At 67.0% G+C, this 18,914-nt stretch carries 21 protein-coding genes; 11 read left to right on the top strand and 10 right to left on the bottom strand.

Annotated elements, in window-relative coordinates:
• Window positions 1-6: 6 nt before the first annotated feature.
• From ACOOHP_RS04610 to ACOOHP_RS04585, 6 genes are all read right to left on the bottom strand, one after another.
• On the bottom strand, window positions 7-273 hold the full coding sequence (locus ACOOHP_RS04610) for a hypothetical protein (protein WP_420465284.1): 267 nt from the start codon (window positions 271-273) through the stop codon (window positions 7-9).
• 25 nt (window positions 274-298) lie between these two features.
• Entirely contained in the window at window positions 299-850 is a 552-nt protein-coding gene (locus ACOOHP_RS04605; protein WP_420465283.1) for a chemotaxis protein CheW, read from the bottom strand.
• Window positions 851-1,008: 158 nt separating this feature from the next.
• The gene (locus ACOOHP_RS04600) at window positions 1,009-3,042 is read right to left on the bottom strand and encodes a chemotaxis protein CheA (protein ID WP_420465282.1); all 2,034 of its coding nucleotides are present in this window, start codon (window positions 3,040-3,042) and stop codon (window positions 1,009-1,011) included.
• Window positions 3,043-3,148: 106 nt separating this feature from the next.
• Entirely contained in the window at window positions 3,149-3,511 is a 363-nt protein-coding gene (locus ACOOHP_RS04595; protein ID WP_420465281.1) for a response regulator, read from the bottom strand.
• Window position 3,512: 1 nt separating this feature from the next.
• Window positions 3,513-3,839: an STAS domain-containing protein gene (locus ACOOHP_RS04590; protein WP_420465280.1), complete on the bottom strand. Its 327-nt coding sequence runs from the start codon at window positions 3,837-3,839 to the stop codon at window positions 3,513-3,515.
• A gap of 114 nt (window positions 3,840-3,953) precedes the next feature.
• The gene (locus tag ACOOHP_RS04585) at window positions 3,954-5,531 is read right to left on the bottom strand and encodes an FMN-binding glutamate synthase family protein (protein WP_420466943.1); all 1,578 of its coding nucleotides are present in this window, start codon (window positions 5,529-5,531) and stop codon (window positions 3,954-3,956) included.
• A gap of 158 nt (window positions 5,532-5,689) precedes the next feature.
• Between ACOOHP_RS04585 and ACOOHP_RS04580 the strand changes: the two genes are divergently transcribed.
• Together ACOOHP_RS04580 and acpS are read left to right on the top strand one after the other, a co-directional pair.
• Window positions 5,690-6,472, top strand: a complete 783-nt coding sequence (locus ACOOHP_RS04580) for a pyridoxine 5'-phosphate synthase (RefSeq protein ID WP_420465279.1) — start codon at window positions 5,690-5,692, stop codon at window positions 6,470-6,472.
• Window positions 6,469-6,882: a holo-ACP synthase gene (gene acpS / locus ACOOHP_RS04575; protein ID WP_420465278.1), complete on the top strand. Its 414-nt coding sequence runs from the start codon at window positions 6,469-6,471 to the stop codon at window positions 6,880-6,882. Before ACOOHP_RS04580 ends, acpS begins: the two co-directional genes overlap by 4 nt.
• Here acpS and ACOOHP_RS04570 read toward each other — a convergent pair.
• Window positions 6,868-7,320: a PaaI family thioesterase gene (locus tag ACOOHP_RS04570; RefSeq protein WP_420465277.1), complete on the bottom strand. Its 453-nt coding sequence runs from the start codon at window positions 7,318-7,320 to the stop codon at window positions 6,868-6,870. The two genes, acpS and ACOOHP_RS04570, sit on opposite strands and share 15 nt — an antisense overlap.
• 212 nt (window positions 7,321-7,532) lie before the next feature.
• Here ACOOHP_RS04570 and cysM point away from each other — a divergent pair, with 212 nt between their 5' ends.
• From cysM to ACOOHP_RS04530, 8 genes are all read left to right on the top strand, one after another.
• The gene (cysM, locus tag ACOOHP_RS04565) at window positions 7,533-8,423 is read left to right on the top strand and encodes a cysteine synthase CysM (protein ID WP_420465276.1); all 891 of its coding nucleotides are present in this window, start codon (window positions 7,533-7,535) and stop codon (window positions 8,421-8,423) included.
• A 135-nt stretch (window positions 8,424-8,558) separates the two neighbouring features.
• Entirely contained in the window at window positions 8,559-9,335 is a 777-nt protein-coding gene (locus ACOOHP_RS04560; RefSeq protein ID WP_420465275.1) for a 3'-5' exonuclease, read from the top strand.
• Window positions 9,336-9,481: 146 nt separating this feature from the next.
• The gene (gene rlmD, locus ACOOHP_RS04555) at window positions 9,482-10,831 is read left to right on the top strand and encodes a 23S rRNA (uracil(1939)-C(5))-methyltransferase RlmD (protein ID WP_420465274.1); all 1,350 of its coding nucleotides are present in this window, start codon (window positions 9,482-9,484) and stop codon (window positions 10,829-10,831) included.
• Window positions 10,832-10,905: 74 nt separating this feature from the next.
• The gene (locus ACOOHP_RS04550) at window positions 10,906-11,382 is read left to right on the top strand and encodes a CYTH domain-containing protein (RefSeq protein ID WP_420465273.1); all 477 of its coding nucleotides are present in this window, start codon (window positions 10,906-10,908) and stop codon (window positions 11,380-11,382) included.
• The gene (locus tag ACOOHP_RS04545) at window positions 11,372-11,848 is read left to right on the top strand and encodes a L,D-transpeptidase family protein (RefSeq protein WP_420465272.1); all 477 of its coding nucleotides are present in this window, start codon (window positions 11,372-11,374) and stop codon (window positions 11,846-11,848) included. The genes ACOOHP_RS04550 and ACOOHP_RS04545 overlap by 11 nt, the downstream gene beginning before the upstream one ends.
• Before the next feature lie 167 nt (window positions 11,849-12,015).
• A complete protein-coding gene (gene nagZ / locus ACOOHP_RS04540) occupies window positions 12,016-12,999 on the top strand; it encodes a beta-N-acetylhexosaminidase (protein ID WP_420465271.1) in 984 nt (327 codons plus the stop codon).
• Window positions 12,996-13,547 carry a hypoxanthine-guanine phosphoribosyltransferase gene (locus ACOOHP_RS04535; protein ID WP_420465270.1) on the top strand — a complete coding sequence of 184 codons (552 nt, stop codon included), beginning with the start codon at window positions 12,996-12,998 and terminating at the stop codon, window positions 13,545-13,547. The genes nagZ and ACOOHP_RS04535 overlap by 4 nt, the downstream gene beginning before the upstream one ends.
• Window positions 13,548-13,972: 425 nt before the next feature.
• Entirely contained in the window at window positions 13,973-14,767 is a 795-nt protein-coding gene (locus ACOOHP_RS04530) for an S-methyl-5'-thioinosine phosphorylase (RefSeq protein WP_420465269.1), read from the top strand.
• Here ACOOHP_RS04530 and ACOOHP_RS04525 read toward each other — a convergent pair.
• Both ACOOHP_RS04525 and ACOOHP_RS04520 read right to left on the bottom strand, forming a co-directional pair.
• Window positions 14,757-15,614, bottom strand: a complete 858-nt coding sequence (locus ACOOHP_RS04525) for a general secretion pathway protein GspB (RefSeq protein WP_420465268.1) — start codon at window positions 15,612-15,614, stop codon at window positions 14,757-14,759. The genes ACOOHP_RS04530 and ACOOHP_RS04525 overlap by 11 nt on opposite strands.
• 21 nt (window positions 15,615-15,635) lie before the next feature.
• On the bottom strand, window positions 15,636-17,429 hold the full coding sequence (locus tag ACOOHP_RS04520; RefSeq protein WP_420465267.1) for an AAA family ATPase: 1,794 nt from the start codon (window positions 17,427-17,429) through the stop codon (window positions 15,636-15,638).
• Between the two features lie 517 nt (window positions 17,430-17,946).
• On the opposite strand from ACOOHP_RS04520, the gene ACOOHP_RS04515 reads away from it, so the two are divergent.
• Window positions 17,947-18,192, top strand: coding sequence for a hypothetical protein (locus ACOOHP_RS04515; RefSeq protein ID WP_420465266.1), 246 nt, complete (start codon window positions 17,947-17,949; stop codon window positions 18,190-18,192).
• On the opposite strand, the gene recO is transcribed toward ACOOHP_RS04515, so the two are convergent.
• Window positions 18,179-18,910: a DNA repair protein RecO gene (gene recO / locus ACOOHP_RS04510; RefSeq protein WP_420465265.1), complete on the bottom strand. Its 732-nt coding sequence runs from the start codon at window positions 18,908-18,910 to the stop codon at window positions 18,179-18,181. The genes ACOOHP_RS04515 and recO overlap by 14 nt on opposite strands.
• Window positions 18,911-18,914 lie beyond the last annotated feature (4 nt).

Raw genomic sequence — 18,914 nt, 5'->3', positions numbered from 1 at the left:
GCCAGGTTAGTTCGAGGAACGGATCGCGGCGGAGCTGCCGAAATCGGGATTGGTGTCGAAGGCGACGGGTTCGCGCCGCGTCAGGCTCAGCAGGCGGTAGGCACCGACGGCACCCGCCACGATCGCGACGATGAGGATCGCGAGCAGGGCCGACGAACCGACCGTGCCGTGGCCGTGCGCGAAGCAGGCGGCGGCGACGGTGGCGGGCAGACTCATCAGCAGCAGGGCCGCACTGCGCAGCCGGGATTCAACGAGGGACGTGTCGAGTTTCATGATGTAGCTCCGGGTGGCGCGTGGCTTACTGCAGGGACTGTGAGGCGGCGTTCATCAAGGCCATGTCGGCACCCGACATGAGCTTCTCGATGTCCACCAGAATCAGCATCCGCGTGTCGAGCGCGCCGATGCCGGTAATGAAGTTCATTCGGCCGGCGGCGCCGCCGCCTGGGGTGCTCACCGCGCAGAAATCCGGCGCGGGGCGAATCTGGTCGCCGGTGAGCTGCATGACGTCGGAGACGCCGTCGACCACCATGCCCACCACGCGACGCGCGATGTTGAGGATGATCATCACCGTGAATTCGTTGTAGTCGGCCTTGCCGAGCTTGAACTTCAGGCGCATGTCGACCACCGGCACGATGGTGCCGCGCAGGTTGATCACGCCCTTGATGAAGTCCGGTGCGTCGGGAATCCGCGTCACGGTGTCGTAGCCGCGGATCTCCTGGACCTTGAGGATGTCGACGCCGTATTCCTCGGCGCCGAGCGTGAAGGTGAGGAATTCATTGGGCATGCCGGCCGCGATCTGCGCGTTGAGTTGCGGACTGGACGGCTGGCCTTGATTGGCGGGATTGCTCATGCGCTGCGGCTCGATGGTTGAAGGTGATCGGGGCGGCAGGTGTCGGGTTTCCGCCCTTTTCGGCGAGTTCCCCGACATCACCGCGGGGGTTCCTTCAAGTTCTGTTCCCGCCTTGTTCTTCCGTCATTCCCGCTTGCACGGGAATGACGGCAGCGAGGTCAGGCCGCGACGGACTGGCTGAAGAGGCGCACCACGGCGGCCACGTCGAGAATCAGCGACACGCGGCCGTCGCCGAGAATCGTCGCGCCGGAAACGCCGCGCACGCGACGGTAATTCGCCTCCAGGCTCTTGATCACGACCTGCTGCTGACCGACCAGTTCGTCGATCTGCACCGCGACCTTGCGCCCCTCGGATTCGACGATGACCACGATCGCGTCCTGCGGCGCGCGACGCTCGCCCGGCAGCACGAACCAGTCGCGCAAATCCACCAGCGGCAGGTATTCGTTGCGCACCCGAACCACCGTGCCTTCCTGCGCCATGCGCTTGATCTGGTCAGGCAGCGGTTGCAGCGATTCCACCACCGACGACAGCGGCAGGATGAACACGTCCTCGCCCACGCCCACCGACATGCCATCGAGAATCGCCAGGGTCAGCGGCAGGCGGATCAGCACCGTCGCGCCCTTGCCCTGCGTGGACGAAAGCTCCACGGAACCGCCGAGCGCCTGGATGTTCTTCTTGACCACATCCATGCCGACGCCGCGACCGGACACGTCGGTGACCTGATCGGCGGTGGAGAAACCGGGCGCGAAGATCAGCTGATAGACCTCGCCGTCGCTCATCGCATCAGAGCACGCGATGCCCTTCTCCTGCGCCTTGGCCAGGATCTTCGCGCGGTTCAGGCCGCGACCGTCGTCGAGCACCTCGATGACGATGTGCCCGCCCTGATGAGACGCCTTGAGCGTGATCGTGCCGGTGAGGTCCTTGCCCGACGCGCTGCGATCGGCCGGCGTTTCCAGCCCGTGATCGAGGCTGTTGCGGACCAGGTGATTGAGCGGATCGGTGATCTTCTCGATCACGCTCTTGTCGAGCTCGGTCTGCTCGCCGACGGTGACCAGCTTGACCTGCTTGCCGAGCTTTGCGGCCAGATCACGCACCAGCCGCGGGAAGCGCGAGAACACCGCTTCCATCGGCAGCATGCGCGTGGCCATCACGGCCTCCTGCAGCATGCGCGTGTTGCGGTCGAGCTGGCCGAGGCCGCTCAACAGTTTTTCGTTCTGCACCGGGTCGAGGTGCGCCGCCTGCTGGGTGAGCATGGCCTGGGTGATGACGAGTTCGCCGACCAGATTGATCAGCGCGTCGATCTTCTCGGTGCCGACGCGGATCGAGGCACCGTCGTTGGCCGGCTTGAACCCGCGCGCCGCAACCGGCACCTCGGCCCCCTTGCCGGTCGGCGCAACAACCTGCAGCGCCGGCACCGGCGCTGCGGTGGATACCGCAGGAGCAGCGACCGATAAGGATTCGATCGCCAGATCGCATTCGTCCTCCACCCACGAGAAGCAGTCCTGCAGCAGCGCGCGATCCGTGTCGGCGTGCAGGTGCAGGGTCCACGACAGATAGCAGGTCTCGGGATCGGCCAACTTGAGTGCGGGCGCAGATGGCAACGCAACTTGCGCCTGCAGCTCGCCGAGCTGCGCGACGGCGCGAATGATGCGCAGTGGATCGTTGCCGCTACGAAACAGATCGGGCCTGGGCACAAACACCAGGCGCCAGCCCTCTGCCGCCGGAGCAACGGTCGCCACCGGTGCCGCTGCGGTGGTTTCACGCTTGATCGCCAGTGCAGACTCCAGTTCGCCCTGTACCATGGCAATCAGCCGCAGATCGGCCTCGCCGCCATCGCGCGCAGCGGTCAGCAGATTGCGCATCGCATCGCCCGCGCGCAGCAGCAGGTCGATGTCCGGCTGCGCCAGTGGCCGTGCACCGGAACGCATCCGGTCGAGCAGGGTTTCGGCGTGATGCGTAAACGACGCAACGGCGGCGAAGCCGAACGTCGCGGCGCCGCCCTTGATCGAATGGGCGGCACGGAACACCTCGTTGATGGCCTCCGGAGCGCAGGCCTTGGTGTTGACCGCGTTGGCGGTCTGCGCGGCGAAAGCTGCGGGATCCAGGCGCAGCAGCGCCTGCTCCATCGTCTCCAGGTTCTCGAAGGACTCTTCGAAGAAGGTCTTGTGAAAACGGGCGAGATCAAGGCTCATGTCACATCCACCAGAGAGCGGGCCGTGCCCACCGGGGCTCGCGCGCTTGCACGAGCTCCAGCGGCCGAGAGCCCCCCGAACCCGCAAGACCCGGCGACCACGGACTTCACCCGAGCACCCGTTGCACGGTGGCCACCAGCTGTTCCGGATTGAACGGCTTGACGAGCCAGCCGGTGGCGCCGGCGGCCTTGCCTTCCATCTTCTTCTCGGGGGTGGACTCGGTCGTGAGCATCAGCAACGGGGTGAACTTGTAGTCCGCCAGGGTGCGCAGATTGCGCACCAGGGTGATGCCGTCCATGCGCGGCATGTTCACATCGGCCAGTACCAGATTGAATTTCTGCGCCTGCGCCAACTCCAGCGCGGCCTGGCCGTCTTCGGCCTCGGCCACGTCGAAGCCGGCAGATTTGAGCGTGAAAGCGACCATCTGACGCATGGACGCGGAGTCGTCGACGGCAAGGATACGGCTCATGTCAGCGGGATTCCGGTGGCAGATTCATCAGGCCGGCCACGCCCAGCAGCGTGGCGGCGCTACGCAGCGCAACCGACGGGGCCAGCCAGTGGGTTTCCAGACCCACCTCGCGGCGGTCGCGGCAGAACAGGCAGAACAACTGCAGCGCGGCGGTGTGGACGCGGGCGACGGCGGCGGCGTCGAGCACGACGGGCGCGGCGTCTTCGACATGGGCGACCAGGTCGCGATGCAGTTCCGACGCCGACTCGATGCCCAGTTCGGCAGGTAGATGGATGACACAACCCGCGGCGCCGGCATCAGGCGCGGCATCTGCGAAGGCCAGGGACATGGGACGATCTCCACCGACCGTCCGGCGCCCTGTGTGGGCGTCGCTCACAACGGTCGCCCGACTCCCTACAACTTCCGTTCCCGCGAGTCGGCAACCGCCCCCGACGGATTTACGTCAGAGCGCCGGCGCAAAGGAATCCGCCGAGGCCATTTTCCAGAACATGGCGTAGACCGGGTGCTTGGCGCGGTCTTCCAGCAGGTCGCCTGGCTTGAGGAAAGTGAGCAGGGTGGAGACCAGGCGCACCTCACTGCTGGAGACGCGTCGCACGATGTGCTGCGGACCCAACCGCCCCGGATGGGTAAGGCCGGCGGCGCCGGTCAACTCGGCCAGGGCCTCGAGCGTGTTGCGATGATAGCTGGCCACGCGAGCGGCCTTGTCGGCCGGCACCAGCGCGCGCTGGCGTAAGGGGTCCTGCGTGGTCACCCCGGTCGGGCAATGGCCGGTATGACAGGCCTGCGCCTGCAGGCAGCCGAGTGCAAACATGAAGCCGCGCGCGCTATTGCACCAGTCCGCCCCCAGTGCCAGCGTGCGCGCCACATCGAAGGCACTGATGATTTTGCCGCCGGCGCCGAGCTTGACCTGCGGGCGCAGATTCAGTCCCACCAGCGTGTTGTGCACCAGCAACAAAGCCTCCTGCAACGGTGTGCCGACGTGATCGGAAAACTCCACCGGCGCAGCGCCGGTACCGCCTTCGCCGCCGTCCACCACCACGAAGTCCGGCGTAATGCCGGTCTTGAGCATGGCCTTGCACATGGCAAAGAACTCCCAGGGATGACCCAGGCAGAACTTGAATCCCACCGGCTTGCCGCCGCACAGCTCGCGCAGCCGGGCGATGAATTCCATCATCTGCACCGGCGTCGAAAACGCCGAGTGACCGGATGGCGAGATGCAATCCACCCCAACCGGAATGCCGCGCGCTGCGGCGATCTCCGGGGTCACCTTGGCGCCTGGCAACATGCCGCCATGACCGGGCTTGGCGCCTTGCGACAGCTTGATCTCGATCATCTTCACCTGGGCGTTGCCGGCGGCGGCCGCGAAGCGATCGGGATTGAAACTGCCGTCGTCATTGCGACAGCCGAAATAGCCGGATCCGATCTCCCAGATCAGATCGCCGCCGTGCTCGCGGTGATAGCGGCTGACCGACCCCTCGCCGGTGTCGTGCGCAAAGCCGCCGATCTGCGCGCCTTTGTTCAAGGCCAGGATGGCGTTGGCCGACAACGCTCCGAAACTCATGGCCGAGATGTTGAACAGCGACATCTCGTAGGGCTGCGCGCAGTCCGGACCACCCACCCGCACGCGGAAGTTCCAGTCCTTGATGTGCACCGGGGCAATCGAGTGATTGATCCATTCGTAGTCGTCGGCGTAGACGTCGAGCTGGGTGCCGAACGGCCGTTTGTCGACCACGTCCTTGGCGCGCTGATACACCAGAGCGCGCTGCGCACGCGAAAACGGAATGCGCTCCTGGTCGCTTTCCAGAAAATACTGGCGGATCTCCGGGCGGATCAGCTCCAGAAAAAAGCGGATGTGGCCGAGGATGGGATAGTTGCGGCGAATGGCCTGTCGGGTCTGTACTAGGTCCCAGATTCCGACCGCGCTGAGCAGACCGGACGCCGCTGCCACCACGGCCAGCGGCAGCGGCGCCGAGGACGGCAGCAGCGTCGATCCTGCCAGCGTCAGCAAGAACACCAGCATCGCCACCGCCAACGGAATGAACCGGACCTGCAGGACATGCTGCACGGGCGCTCCCCTTGTTCTGAACTTCTTGTCCGCCGTGTTTATCGCATGCCCCGCGCCGCGGCAATGGCCTTGCGCACCGTTATCATGCGACGGTCCCGAACCCTTCTGCCGCCATGAGCATCCATCCCGGTTCCAAGAGCCCGCCGCCGATCCGGCTGGGCGTCAATGTCGATCACATTGCCACCTTGCGCCAGGTACGCGCGGCGCTCTATCCCGACCCGGTGGAGGCGGCGATCGTCGCTGCCGGCGCCGGTGCGGACAGCATCACCATCCATCTGCGCGAAGATCGCCGGCACATTCAGGATCACGATCTCACGCGCCTGATCGCCTGCAGTGCGGCGCCGGTGAACCTGGAACTGGCGCTCACCGACGAGATGCTCGCCATCGCCAGCCGCGCGGCGCCACACTACGCCTGCCTGGTGCCGGAGCGGCGCGAGGAGATCACCACCGAAGGCGGACTGGATGTGGCCGCCAACGTCGTCGCTATCCGCGAGGGCTGTCAGGAGCTGGCCGATGCCGGCATCGCCACCGCTTTATTCATCGACGCCGACCCGCGCCAGCTCGAAGCGACGCTCGCCACCGGCGCGCCGCACATCGAGATCCACACTGGCCGCTACTGCCAGGCTGAGGGCGAGGCACGCCTGCGCGAGCTGGACGTCATCCGGCGCTTCGCCGCCGATGCCGCCGGCGCCGGCCTGGAAGTCCACGCCGGACATGGGCTCACCGTCGATAACGTCGGGCCCATCGCCGCCATCGCGCACATCGTCGAACTCAATATCGGCCATGCACTGGTGGCACGCGCGCTGTTCACCGGCCTGCCCGCGGCGATCATGGAAATGCGCCGCGCCATGCAGGCGGCGCGCGCGCTGCCCAACGACGACGGCGAGTACGCGTGATCTACGGCATCGGCACCGACCTGATCCGCGTCACCCGCATTCAGCAGACCCTGGCTGCGCATCCGCTGCGCTTTGCACGACGCCTGCTGCATCCGGCGGAGCTGGCGCAGTTCCAGGTCTCCAAACGACCTGCGAATTTTCTTGCCAAGGCCTGGGCTGCCAAGGAAGCCTTCGGCAAGGCACTGGGCACCGGGGTGCGCGGTTACGCCAATCCCGAAGTCGGCGTGGTGCGCGCCGACCTGGGCAAACCGACACTGGTGTATTCCGATGCGATGGCGGCGCGCCTGCAGCTCATGGGCATTGCTGGCGGCCACCTCTCGCTGAGCGATGAGGACGGCTTGGTGCAGGCGTTCGTGGTGCTGGAGAAGCTCGACGGCAGCAGCGCCGGCAGCATCTCAGTCCTGGCCTAGCGGCCCCGGGTTGGGTCGAATGGCGTAGGTGGCGGTGACCTGGGCGCAGGGGCTGTTGGCGTCGCCGGAAAAAAGATGGGCCTCGACGAACGCCAGCGTACGTCCCTTGCGGACGATGCGCGCCACCGCCCTGAGATCGCCACCGCCGGCGACGCTCAGAAAGATCACCTGGAAATTGACGATCACCGCGGCCACGGCGGTGCCGTAGAAAGCATGGATACAGGCGTACAGAGCGGTGTCCGCAAACCCCATCATCACCGGCCCGCTCATCACCACGCGCCCCGAGCCTGCCGGCAGCTCCGGGCCCAGGTAGTCCGGCCGCGACAGAAGCCGCATGCAAAGGCTATCGGCACTAATCCCGTCGATAATCTCGCCGCGGTGATCCACCACCGGCAGGGCGCGCTGCAGAAAATCGGTCAGTTCATCGCGGGTCAGCATTTCAGGGTCCCCTCCGCAACCGTTCGCTCGCCGATCAGCTTAGCCGACGTTGGTCGGACGACGGCTCGACCCGGCCCGGACAGCCGCGCCGCGGGGCCGGACCCCGGAGCTGCGACAGATCGGGAGACTTGGGGCGGCATGGGTGAAGAGTCCTGCGCCGCCCGCTCCGGGCCGCGGCCGGCCTCACGAAGCATTGGCTTAGAATTCCTCCCATGAACGCCCCCACCCTGGCCGAGACCATCGGCAACACCCCGCTGGTGCGGCTGACGCGCCTGCCGGGCATCGGCAACAACACCCTGCTGGCGAAGCTGGAGGGCAACAACCCCGCGGGATCGGTGAAGGACCGGCCGGCGTATTCCATGATCCTGCGTGCCGAGGAGCGTGGCGAGATCAAGCCCGGCGACACGCTGATCGAGGCCACCTCCGGCAACACCGGCATCGCCCTGGCCATGGCCGCGGCCATGCGCGGCTACCGCATGGTGCTGATCATGCCGGCGCACATGAGCGCCGAGCGGCGCGCGCAGATGAAAGCTTTTGGCGCGGAGATCGTGCTGGTGACGCAGGAACAGGGCATGGAGTACGCCCGCGATCTGGCCTTGCAGATGCAGGCCGACGGCAAGGGCCGCGTGCTCGACCAGTTCGCCAACCCCGACAATCCGCGCGCCCATTACGAGGGCACCGGGCCGGAAATCTGGCGCGACACCGACGGCAAGGTGACGCACTTCGTGGCGACGATGGGAACCACGGGCACCATCATGGGCACGGGGCGCTTTCTCAAGGAGAGAAACGCGAACATCGAACTGATCGGCGTACACCCAGCCGGCGAATCGTCCATTCCCGGCATCCGAAAATGGCCCAAAGCCTACGAGCCGGGCATTTACGATGTCAGCAAGATCGATCGCATCCTGGAAGTCGAAGCGCGCGACGCCGAGAACATGATGCGCAGCGTCGCCAGCGCCGAGGGCCTGTTCTGCGGCCCCTCGTCGGGCGGCTCGATCTACGCGGCGGTGCAGGTGTGCAAACAGGTTCAGCACGCCACCGTGGTGTGCATCATCTGCGATCGCGGCGATCGTTACGTGTCGACGGGTGTGTTCCCGGCGTGAGCAACTTTCAGAATTCGCACACCGGAGCGGCGACGGAAGAAAAAAAGCAAAGGCGCCCCACCAGCACACAGGAATTTTCTCCGCGTCCTTGCGCTTTTATCCGCCTGTCCGCGTGATTCTTTTGAATTTGCGCCCATGACCGCCACAACGCTCGTCTTCGACATCGAAACCGTCCCCGACCTGGACGGCGCGCGCCGGGTCCTGGGCATCGCCTCGTCCGACGACGACGCGGTCTGGAACGCGATGCAGAGCCTGCGTCGCGCGGAGAAAGGCACCGAGTTCCAGCCCGCTCACCTGCAGAGAATCGTCGCCATCTCTTGCGTGCTGCGCGCTGCGGATTCGCTCAAGTGCTGGTCGATCGGTGACCCGACCTCCGACGAGGCCGAACTGATCCAGAAATTCTTCAGCGGCGTGGAGCGCTACAAGCCGATCCTGGTGAGCTGGAACGGCGGCGGCTTCGACCTGCCGGTGCTGCATTACCGCGGCTTGATCCATGGCGTGCGCGCGCAGGCGTACTGGGACACCGGTCACTTCGACCGCGAATCCAAGTGGAACAACTACCTCAAACGCTACGAGTTCCGGCATACCGATCTGATGGATGTGCTGGCCCTCTATACCGGTCGCCAGAACGCGCCGTTGAACGAGATCGCGGTACTGCTGGGTCTGCCCGGCAAGCTGGGCATGGACGGCTCCAAGGTGTTCGACGCCTACCGGGCCGGCCGCCTCGACGATATCCGGGCCTACTGCGAAACCGATGTGATGAACACCTGGCTGGTGTACCTGAGATTCCAGTTCATGCGCGGGCATCTGTCCGAGGACGAATACGAGCAGGAGATTCTGCTTGCGCGTGAATTTCTTGAAGCCAGCACTGCGCCGCATTGGGCCGACTTCGCTGCGGCGTGGAGCGAGTGATCACAGCGCTTTTGCCACGGATGACACGGAGGAACACGGAGTCGTTTTGCGCCGGCCGTCTCGAAGTCGCTCCATCTGCCATGCCGCCAAAAGCGAAACTTGCTCCTGCTTTTCAAGTTTTTTATCCGTGTGAATCCGTGTAATCCGTGGCTAAAGCGAATTCCTCCCGCCGCCGAAAATCCCTACCCGAGGGTGGCTTCGAAGCACAGATCGTGGATCTGGCCGAAGACGGCCGTGGCGTGGCCCGAATCGAAGGCAAGGTCTGCTTCGTCAGCGGCGCGCTCCCCGGCGAGACCGTGAACTTCCGCTACACGCGTGTGCAGAAGGATGCGGACGAGGGCGAGATGCTGGAGGTGCTGCACGCATCTGCGGATCGCGTCGAACCGCCCTGCGCGCACTTCGGCGTCTGCGGTGGGTGCTCGCTGCAGCATCTGGCGCCGGCCGCGCAGATCGCGCTGAAACAGCAACAGCTGGTGGAAGCGTTGCGCCGCATCGGCAAGCTGCAGCCTGAAGAGATCGCGCCGCCCATCATCGGCCCGACCCTCGGCTACCGGCGTCGCGCACGCCTGGGCGTGAAGTTCGTCGACAAGCGCGGCACCGCACTGGTGGGTTTTCGCGAACGCGCCAGCCCGTTTCTGGCAGCACTGGAAAGCTGTGCCGTGCTCGATGCGCGCGTGGGCCGGAAGTTGCGCGTGCTCGGCCAGACCATTGCCGGCCTGTCTGTGCGCCGCCACCTGCCGCAGATCGAAGTTGCCTGCGCGGATACGCTCCCGACCGAGCCGGTGGCCCTGGTGCTGCGCGTGATGCAGCCGCTGACCGATGCGGACTGCGCGGCCTTGCTGCAGATGGCCGAGCGCGAAGGCTTTGCGCTGTACATCCAGACCTCGGGGCCGGATACGGTGCAGCCGCTGCGGCCGCCCGCGCCGCTGCTGGACTACTCGCCTGACGGCGGCGCCGACCGCCTGCAATTCCAGCCCACCGATTTCATCCAGATCAATTCCGCGGTCAGTCAGCAGACTGTGCGCCAGGCCCTGGCATGGCTGGCGCCCTACACCGGCGAGCGCGTGCTGGAGCTGTTCTGCGGCCTGGGCAATTTTTCCGTGCCCTTGGCGCGGGCCGGCGCGCGCGTCACGGCGGTGGAGGGCGAGGCCAGTCTGGTGGGGCGGGCGCGCGCCAATGCCGAGCGCCTGGGACTGGACATCGCGTTTCATGCCGCCGACCTGTTCCAGCCGCGGCCCGAAGCCGCCTGGTTGCGGACCTCGTTCGAATCGGTGCTGCTGGACCCGCCGCGGGCCGGGGCTGAGGCGGTGATACCGGTGATCGCGGCCGGCAAGCCCTCGCGCATCCTGTACGTGTCCTGCCACCCCGGCACCCTGGCGCGCGACGCCGGTCTGCTGGTGCACGATCACGGTTACCGCCTGCTGCGTGCCGGCGTGATGGACATGTTTCCGCACACCACCCACGTGGAGTCCATGTGCCTGTTCGTGCGCGACTGAATTCCGGGCGCCGCCTGCTTTGCCTGCGGCCCGACCTACAGTAGCCTGCGGCCTCCCCCGACCCGATACCCGCAATGCCGCTGGAGATCGAACGAAAATTCCTGCTGGTCGACAACGCCTGGCGGCACGAAGTCAGCCGTCGCCGGGTGATGCGCCAGGGGTATCTGGCCGGCGTCGAAGGTCGGGCATCGGTGCGCGTGCGTCTGGACGACACCGAGGCGCGCCTGAACATCAAGGCCGCAGTGGTCGGCAGTGCGCGGGCCGAGTACGACTACGACATGCCGCCCGGCGAGGCGCAGGAGATCCTCGACCACCTCTGCGTGGGCCGCATCGACAAGACCCGCCATTACGTCGAACGCGACGGCTTCACTTGGGAGATCGACGAGTTCCACGGCGACAACGACGGTCTGATCGTGGCCGAGATCGAGCTCGAAAACGAGGCTCAGTGGTTTCCGCGCCCGGCCTGGCTCGGCCGGGAAGTCACCGACCAGCGGCGCTACTACAACCACAGCCTGGCGCTGCACCCCTACCGGAACTGGGATGCATCTTGAGATCGATCTGCGGCGCCAGCGCCTGCTGGTGTGGGACCAGGGCCGGGTCCTGCGCGAATCGGCGGTCTCCACCGCTGCCAACGGCGCAGGCGAGATAAACGGTTCGGGCGGCACGCCACGCGGCATTCACCGGATTCGCGCCTGCATCGGCCGGGGTCAGCCGGAGGGCGCGGTGTTCAGGGCGCGCCGTCCCACCGGCGAAGTGTGGACCCCCGAACTGCATCGGCGCTACCCGGGCCGCGACTGGATTCTCACCCGCATCCTGTGGCTGTCGGGCACCGAACCTGGGCGCAATCGCCTGGGCTGTGTCGACACCTTCCGGCGCTACGTCTACCTGCACGGCACGCCGCCGATCACCCGGCTCGGCATCCCGGGATCGAAAGGCTGCGTAAGGCTATCCAACCCGGACATCATCGCGCTGTACGATCAGGTCCCGGCCGGGACGGAAGTCGATCTCCACGAGTGACCGGCCCAGCAAGCAACCGCGGCCACGGATTTCACGGACAGACATGGCAGCAGTGATCGGAACGGCGGTTTAGCGGCACTGATCCCATCATTCCTGACGATCCAGGTTCAAGCGCGGCCGCAGAATCAGCCGTCCACAGACACAAGAACAAAGAGGCGAACAGGCACATGGCGGCAAGCAGGACCGGCGGCTTGATAGGACCGCTGATGCTCGATGTCGGCGGACTGGAACTGGGCGCCGAAGACCGCGAGGTGCTGGCGCATCCGCTGGTGGGCGGTGTGATCCTGTTCACCCGCAACTACCGCGACCCCGATCAGTTGCGCGCCTTGTGCGCCGACATCCATTCGATCAAGCGCTCCCCGCGCCTGCTGCTGGCGGTGGACCACGAGGGCGGCCGCGTACAGCGATTTCGCGTCGGCTTTTCGCGCATCCCGGCGATGCGCGCGCTGGGTCATCGCTACGAGGAGAGTGCCCGCGCCGCCCGCGACGAGGCCGAGGCGCACGGCTACAGCATCGGCTCGGAACTGGGCGGCTTCGGCATCGATCTGTGTTTCGCGCCGGTGCTGGATCGCGACATCGGCGTATCCGGCGTCATTGGCGACCGCGCATTTGCCACGCGCGTCGACGTCATCGTGGAGCTGGCGCGCGCATTTCGCGCCGGCCTCAATCGTGCCGGCATGGCTGCCACCGGCAAGCACTTCCCCGGGCACGGCGCAGTAGTGGCCGATTCGCATGTCGAGCTGCCGGTGGACCGGCGCGCGCTGGAGGAGATCGAACGCACCGAGCTCGCACCCTTCGTCCCGTTGATCCAGGACGGCATCGAGTCCTTGATGATGGCGCACGTGCGTTACACCGCGGTCGATCACACGCCGGCCTCGCTGTCGCGCCGGTGGATTTCCGGCACCTTGCGCAGGCGCCTGGGCTTTCGCAAAGCGCTGTTCTGCGACGACCTGTCCATGCACGGTGCTGCCGTGGTCGGCGACATGAACGAGCGAGCGCGCATGGCACTGGCCGCCGGCTGCGACATGCTGCCGGTGTGCAACGACCGCCCCGCCTCGCTGCAACTGCTCGACGCCTTGCGCGACCTCCAACCGGGCACCGCCGCCAGCCGCCGCCTGACGGCGCTGTTCCGCACCGAGGGTCCGCGATGAACCGTCTGCAGGATGCCCTGCAAGTGCGCGCCCAGGCCGATTGCCTGCACCCGGCAGCCGCCGTGCAATCGGCGTTCGACCGCCTCGCCGCAGCTATCACAGCCGACTATGCGGAGCGCAATCCGCTGGTGTTGTGCGTCATGAACGGTGGGCTTTATCCCACGTCCGAAATCACGCGGCGCCTGGATTTTCCGTTCGAACAGGATTACCTGCATGCCACCCGCTATCGCGGCGCCACCGAAGGCGGCGGACTGGTGTGGAAGCGCCAGCCGCCTGGCGAAGCGCTTTCCCGACGCGAGTTGCTGGTGATCGACGACATTCTCGACGAGGGCCATACGCTGGTTGCGGTGCGTCGTGCGCTCGGCGAATTTCAGCCGGAGTCGTTGCGCGTGGCGGTGCTCGCCGAGAAAATTCACGGCCGTCGGGCACCGGGCGCGCAGGCCGAATACATCGGCCTGAAAGTAGAGGATCGTTATGTCTTCGGCTGCGGCATGGACTACAAGGAATACTGGCGCCAGTTGCCGGCCATTTATGCCGTGAGGCGTTAGGGCCAGGATGGCGCGAGCTTAAGGAAGTGCCGGGATTTGGCACTTCCGTGCGCCCGCCTGGCGGGCGGCAGCCCCGGTGAGGTGTGAGGGCCGGGGCGGTGCGAGCCTACGCGAGTGCCTTGACTTGGCACTCGCGTGCACCGGCCCGGCGGGCGGCAGCCCCGGGGAGGCGTGAGGCGTGAGGCGTGAGGCGTGAGGCGTGAGGCGTGAGGCGTGAGGCGTGAGGCGTGAGGCGTGAGGCGTGAGGCGTGAGGCGTGAGGCGTGAGGCGTGAGGCGTGAGGCGTGAGGCGTGAGGCGTGAGGCGTGAGGCGTGAGGCGTGAGGCGTGAGGCGTCCGATGATGAGCTCGGGCGTCGATGCAAAAGCAATCGTGAATCGGAGGGCTCGCGCCGTGAAACTCGATCTTGAGTCGACAGGTATATGACATGAGCAGTCCCAACCCAACCCTCACGTCTCACCCCGCAACCCTCACGGCGGTGATCGGCGGCACCGGCATGAACCAGTGGCCGGGTCTGGAGATTCACTCGTCGCTGGCGATGCAGACGCCTTACGGAGAGCCCTCGGCGCCACTGGCGATCGGACAGATCGGCGGGCATCCGGCGCTGTTTCTGGCACGCCACGGCGAGGGTCACAAGATTCCGCCGCATCGCATCAATTACCGCGCCAACCTGTGGGCACTGCGCGAAGCCGGCGCTCGCGAGGTGGTGGCGATTGCCGCCGTAGGCGCCATGGCCGAATGGTTCGCGCCGGGTGAAATCGCCTTGCCCGCGGATTTGATCGACTACACCTGGGGTCGCGAGCACACCTACTCCGACGGTGCGCCGGACGCCGAGGTGCATCACGTGGAACTCACGCATCCCTATACCCCCGCACTGCGCGGGCGGATCGCCAGCGCGGCGCGCCAGGCCGGCGTACGCATCGGCGGTGCCGGCGTCATGGCGGTCTCCCAGGGGCCACGCCTGGAGACGCCCGCCGAAATCACCCGCATGTGCCGCGACGGCTGCGACATGGTAGGCATGACCGGCATGCCGGAGGCCGCGCTGGCGGCCGAGCTTGGGGTGTCCTATGCCTGCATCGCGGTATCGGTGAACTGGGCCGCAGGCATCGGCAGCGGCGGCATCCACGACGAGATTCGCCAGAGCATCGAGCGTGGCATGGCCAAGGTACAGGCGACCCTGGCCCGGCTGCTGGCGCAGGGCCCGGTCGACGCTACGGGCTGAGCGGAATCAGGATCGACTGGTCGAGCCAACCGACCACGGTGCCCTGCGCGGTGATGGCTTCCACCCGCGAGCCTTGGGGCAAGCTGTCCCCTTCCTTGTGACGGCGTCCCTGTACCAGGATCCAGCGACGCTGCGGATCATCGTCGTACACGTGCACGTCGATCTGCACCGCCGGAAAGCTGCTGCGAAACTCCACCGGCATGTCGCGCAGCAGCCGTGGCCCCGACTCGGATGCGGCGGCGGGTTGCGCCGGCTCGACCGCCGCCAGTGCCGGCAACTCCTCGCCGCTTTCTTCGGGCGGCGGCAAGGCGTCGCCTTCGTCGGCACCGCCATCCAGCGGAATCGGCGCCGGCGTCGCCGCTGCGGACTCGCCCTCGGCCGGTGCCGTGCTTGAGGAAGCCGGTTCGTCGCCATCGTCGTCGACCGCAACCGCCACCGCCACCGCCGGCACGCTCTCGCCAATCAGGTCGTCCAGCGAGGTCAGTTCGGTATCGGCGTCCAGCGCGGTCGTCAGCGGCAGCTGAGGCAGAAATTCTTCCTGCAAGTTCTCCACCGCCACCGGCTGCGCGGGCGGCAGGGCCGCTGGCGGCTGCGCTGGCGCAGGCACGCTGCGGACCTGCGGCGCCGCCGCGACGGTGACAAGCTGGGTCTCCCGGTCCGGCTCACGGATGACGGCTCCCAGCAATACCGCCATCACCACCACCAGCGCCAAAAGAATCCAGGCGCGCTGGTGGCCGACGACGGGTTTCAATGTTGCCGGCGCGCGCGTCAATTCCACCAGGGACGGTGGCTGTCCAAGGTGGCGATCCCGCTCGGCCTTGCGCAATGCATCGAGAATGAAGCTCACGGGGCGTCTCCGGGACCGGATTCAGGGCCGGAAACTCAGGGTCGGCGTACCCGGCGCCGGGTCCGAGAGCGCGATCCGCGAACGGATGCCGACGACGCCGTCGGCGATCAGATCGCGCGCCTCCTGGAACAGGCGCACTTCCTCCTTGAGCGAGGCGTCGTAGCGGTCCGAGCGGCTGACCGGCTTGCCCATCATCTCCCCCAGACGTTCGCGCAGCCAAACGATGTCGGGCCCACGCTGGCCGGGTGCCAGTTGCACCTGACGGGTCTCGCGGCGCCACAGCAGGAACATCTCGCCGGTCCAGGCCAGGCGCAGATCGTCCAGGGCGACATCGACCAGGCCGTCGGCAGTATCGAACCGCGCGCGGTCCTCGGTGAGCTGGGCAATCAGCAGGTGGCGCTTATCGCCGTCGTCGTCGGTCAGGGTAAGGATCGCCGGGCGATCCATCTGTCGCAGATCCTTGAGCGAGCCGTTGGTGCGGTAGCACTCCAGCCCCTGCGCACGCAGGCTGCGACAGACGTTGGCGTTGCGCGGCACGCGGATGCCGCTGTCCCACAGACGGATCAGGCGGTTGGTGAGCTGCGCCAGGGTGGTGTTCCGCGCCAGCAGTCGCTCCAATGCAGCGGGATCCAGCGGCGACGGCTCGGCTGCGGCCGGCGGAATGCTGGGTCGGGCAACCTCCGGTGCCGACGGCGGGGCGATCGCCGGTGGCGTTGCCGGCGCGGCGGTTGCGACCTCATCGGGAGCGGGCGCAGAAGCGCCGGCAGACGGCGGCGCGGAGATGGCGGTTACCGCGCCGTCGGCGGCGGGCGGTGCCTCGGAAAACGACCAGTTGACCAGCGTCTGATACAGCAGGGCACCGCCAATCATGAAGGCAACCGCGATCAGCAAGCCTTCCAGCGGCGACACTGAAATCTGCGGCAGGCGACTGCCGATGCGACGGTCCAGTTGTTCCCACAAGCCGCCGCTTTCGGCCAGATCGCGCGGACGACGAGCCCGCGTGTTGCCCAGCACTTCTTCGGCGGCGCCGGTCACCAGTTCCGGCGTCACTGCGCGCAACTGCGCCGCATAGGCGCCCAGCAACGCCCGGTCGCACAGCACGTTGATCAGGCGCGGCACCCCGTGCGTGCGGCGCTGCACTTCGGCGACGGCTTCGGGCGGAAACAGCATCTCCTGGCTGCCGGCGACATTGAGTCGATGGCGGATGTACTCCGCGGTTTCGTCCTCCGCCAGCGGCGTCAGGTGATAGCGCGCGGTGATGCGGCTGGCGAGCTGGCGCAGCTCCGGACGCGCCAGCAGCTCGCTCAACTCGGGCTGGCCCACCAGCATCACGCGCAGCAGCTTTTCCTTGTGCGTCTCCAGGTTGGTGAGCAGGCGCACCTGCTCCAGCACGCCGGGCGACAGGTTCTGCGCTTCGTCGATGATGACCACGGTGCGCTTGCCGGCCGCGTGGTTGGCCAGCAGGTGCCGATTGAGCGCGTCGATCAGATCCTTGAGCGTCGGCGCTGCAGGTTCGCGCGCGTAAGGCACGCGCAACTCGTCGCAGATGGACTGCACGAACTCCTGCTCGCTCTGCCGCGGGTTGTGCAGCATCGCCACTTCGACGCCGTCGAGCTGCTGCTCCAGCAGCGTGCGCACCACCGTGGTCTTGCCGGTGCCCACTTCGCCGGTGAGCTGCACGAATCCGCCGTACTGGCCGGTGCCGAAGAGCAGGTGACCGAGCGCCTCCTGATGGCGCGGCGACATGTACAGATAAGCGGGATCGGGCGTGATCGAAAAAGGCATCTCCCGCAGGTTGAAGTACTGCGCGTACACGCTTTGAGAGGTTCCGGTTGGTCAGTGGGGACGACAGCGCAGCGCCGACGGCAGTTCCGGACCGGGCGCTGCGGGCCGCCGACGGCAGCCACGCCGCTCCGCGCTCGCTTGGCCCGCGCTTGCGGGCACCTACAGCGACACGCCGAAGGCGAGTGATCCAAGTATACCGAGGGCTTTCGTGCAACCGCGCTTGCGACGCTGGCGGTCACGATTCGCGTACCCCCCGGTTCGCGCCCCGCGAACGGCGCGACACCGCGTGCCGGATTTGAAACAGCGCCGAACCGAACACGCCGTTGGCTGTCGATCCTTGTCACATGGCGACGAGGCGGGTCCAGATCGGCCGGGCCAAGCTCCGCGACGGACTCGCGAACTTCGGCTATCCCGCTGATTTTCGTGACCTCGCCCATCTGAGAGCAGCCGGCATGGAAACCGCACCGTTACCGGTGAAACGGCATCGCCGGCGTCCGGCCGCGCGGTGCGATTTTGCGTTACCCCACACGAGGATCCCACACGCGGTATGTCCGCCCGCCTGCACCACCGCGAAAGCCCGACCGCGCGCCGATTCAGCCAGGTGTGCATCGTCTCGCTCGCCGCGCTGATCACCTCGTCGATCGGCCTGCTCGCCTATGGCGTAGCCGACCCGGCACCCGCCTGGCTGGGCCATCTGGTGACGGCATCGTCAGTGATGGTGGGCGTGTCTTTCCTCGGCTGGGTGGTGGCGAGTCTGGCGCAGCTGTTGCGCGATCGGGTCAACCCGCGCTGAGGCCGCGTGGGGCCGCTATGCGGCGCAAGCGCAGTTCACGCAACATCGATGCGCTGGCCAGCGGTCTGGCCCCCAGCAGCGGCGCCAGCGCAGCGCGCAGCAAACGGCGCGCCGCACGCAGCGCGTCCTCGCTGCTCAGCGCGTTGTCACGCAGCGCGATCAGGTGCGCGCCGCGCAGCGCCTCGCGATGGTCGCCGGCGACCTCCTGCAGACCGGTTTCGAGATCCAACCGGTAGGTTCGGTCGGCGTGAAGGTCCAGCGGCAGTTCCAGACCGAATCCAAGTTCCGCCAACAGGCGCAGTTCGAATCGGCGCAAACCCGCCTCACCCGGCCCGGCGTCGACGGCCAGCGCCGCGATGGCGTCGCCGTACGCCTCGAAGACCTGCGCGTGAGCGTCATGCCGCTGCAACAGACGCAGCAGCAACTCGTTCAGATACCAGCCGCTGAACACGCGCTCGCCCGCCAGATTCAGCGGCGCGCCGGCGGCTTCGACGGCGGTGAGCGTGCCAAGGTCGCCGCTCTCGGTCCACGACAGCAGCAGCGGACGGAACGCCTGCAGCAGCGCGCGGCTGCGCGACTTCGGTCCGCGCGCGCCGCGCGCAACCACCCCGACCCGACCGCGATCGCGCGACAGGCATTCCAGCAGCAGGCTGGTGTCGCGATAGGGTGCAGCCCTGAGCACCCAGGCGGGTTCGAGCTGGACTCGCGCCCTGGTCATGGAA

The sequence above is a fragment of the Panacagrimonas sp. genome, assembly GCF_965216805.1.
GTDB lineage: Bacteria > Pseudomonadota > Gammaproteobacteria > Nevskiales > Nevskiaceae > Panacagrimonas.
The sequence above is the reverse complement of the archived record's forward strand: the minus strand, read 5'-3'. Positions and strand labels throughout refer to the sequence as shown.

Coding starts and splice junctions, on each gene's coding strand:
- ACOOHP_RS04560 (WP_420465275.1), top strand. CDS start 8,559: ATGACCGCCACAACGCTCGTCTTCGACATCGAAACCGTCCCCGACCTG.
- ACOOHP_RS04585 (WP_420466943.1), bottom strand. CDS start 5,531: ATGCTGGTGTTCTTGCTGACGCTGGCAGGATCGACGCTGCTGCCGTCC.
- ACOOHP_RS04600 (WP_420465282.1), bottom strand. CDS start 3,042: ATGAGCCTTGATCTCGCCCGTTTTCACAAGACCTTCTTCGAAGAGTCC.
- ACOOHP_RS04550 (WP_420465273.1), top strand. CDS start 10,906: ATGCCGCTGGAGATCGAACGAAAATTCCTGCTGGTCGACAACGCCTGG.
- ACOOHP_RS04535 (WP_420465270.1), top strand. CDS start 12,996: ATGAACCGTCTGCAGGATGCCCTGCAAGTGCGCGCCCAGGCCGATTGC.
- ACOOHP_RS04545 (WP_420465272.1), top strand. CDS start 11,372: ATGCATCTTGAGATCGATCTGCGGCGCCAGCGCCTGCTGGTGTGGGAC.
- recO (WP_420465265.1), bottom strand. CDS start 18,910: ATGACCAGGGCGCGAGTCCAGCTCGAACCCGCCTGGGTGCTCAGGGCT.
- ACOOHP_RS04515 (WP_420465266.1), top strand. CDS start 17,947: ATGTCCGCCCGCCTGCACCACCGCGAAAGCCCGACCGCGCGCCGATTC.
- nagZ (WP_420465271.1), top strand. CDS start 12,016: ATGGCGGCAAGCAGGACCGGCGGCTTGATAGGACCGCTGATGCTCGAT.
- ACOOHP_RS04580 (WP_420465279.1), top strand. CDS start 5,690: ATGAGCATCCATCCCGGTTCCAAGAGCCCGCCGCCGATCCGGCTGGGC.
- ACOOHP_RS04590 (WP_420465280.1), bottom strand. CDS start 3,839: ATGTCCCTGGCCTTCGCAGATGCCGCGCCTGATGCCGGCGCCGCGGGT.
- ACOOHP_RS04595 (WP_420465281.1), bottom strand. CDS start 3,511: ATGAGCCGTATCCTTGCCGTCGACGACTCCGCGTCCATGCGTCAGATG.
- ACOOHP_RS04605 (WP_420465283.1), bottom strand. CDS start 850: ATGAGCAATCCCGCCAATCAAGGCCAGCCGTCCAGTCCGCAACTCAAC.
- ACOOHP_RS04570 (WP_420465277.1), bottom strand. CDS start 7,320: ATGCTGACCCGCGATGAACTGACCGATTTTCTGCAGCGCGCCCTGCCG.
- cysM (WP_420465276.1), top strand. CDS start 7,533: ATGAACGCCCCCACCCTGGCCGAGACCATCGGCAACACCCCGCTGGTG.
- ACOOHP_RS04530 (WP_420465269.1), top strand. CDS start 13,973: ATGAGCAGTCCCAACCCAACCCTCACGTCTCACCCCGCAACCCTCACG.
- ACOOHP_RS04610 (WP_420465284.1), bottom strand. CDS start 273: ATGAAACTCGACACGTCCCTCGTTGAATCCCGGCTGCGCAGTGCGGCC.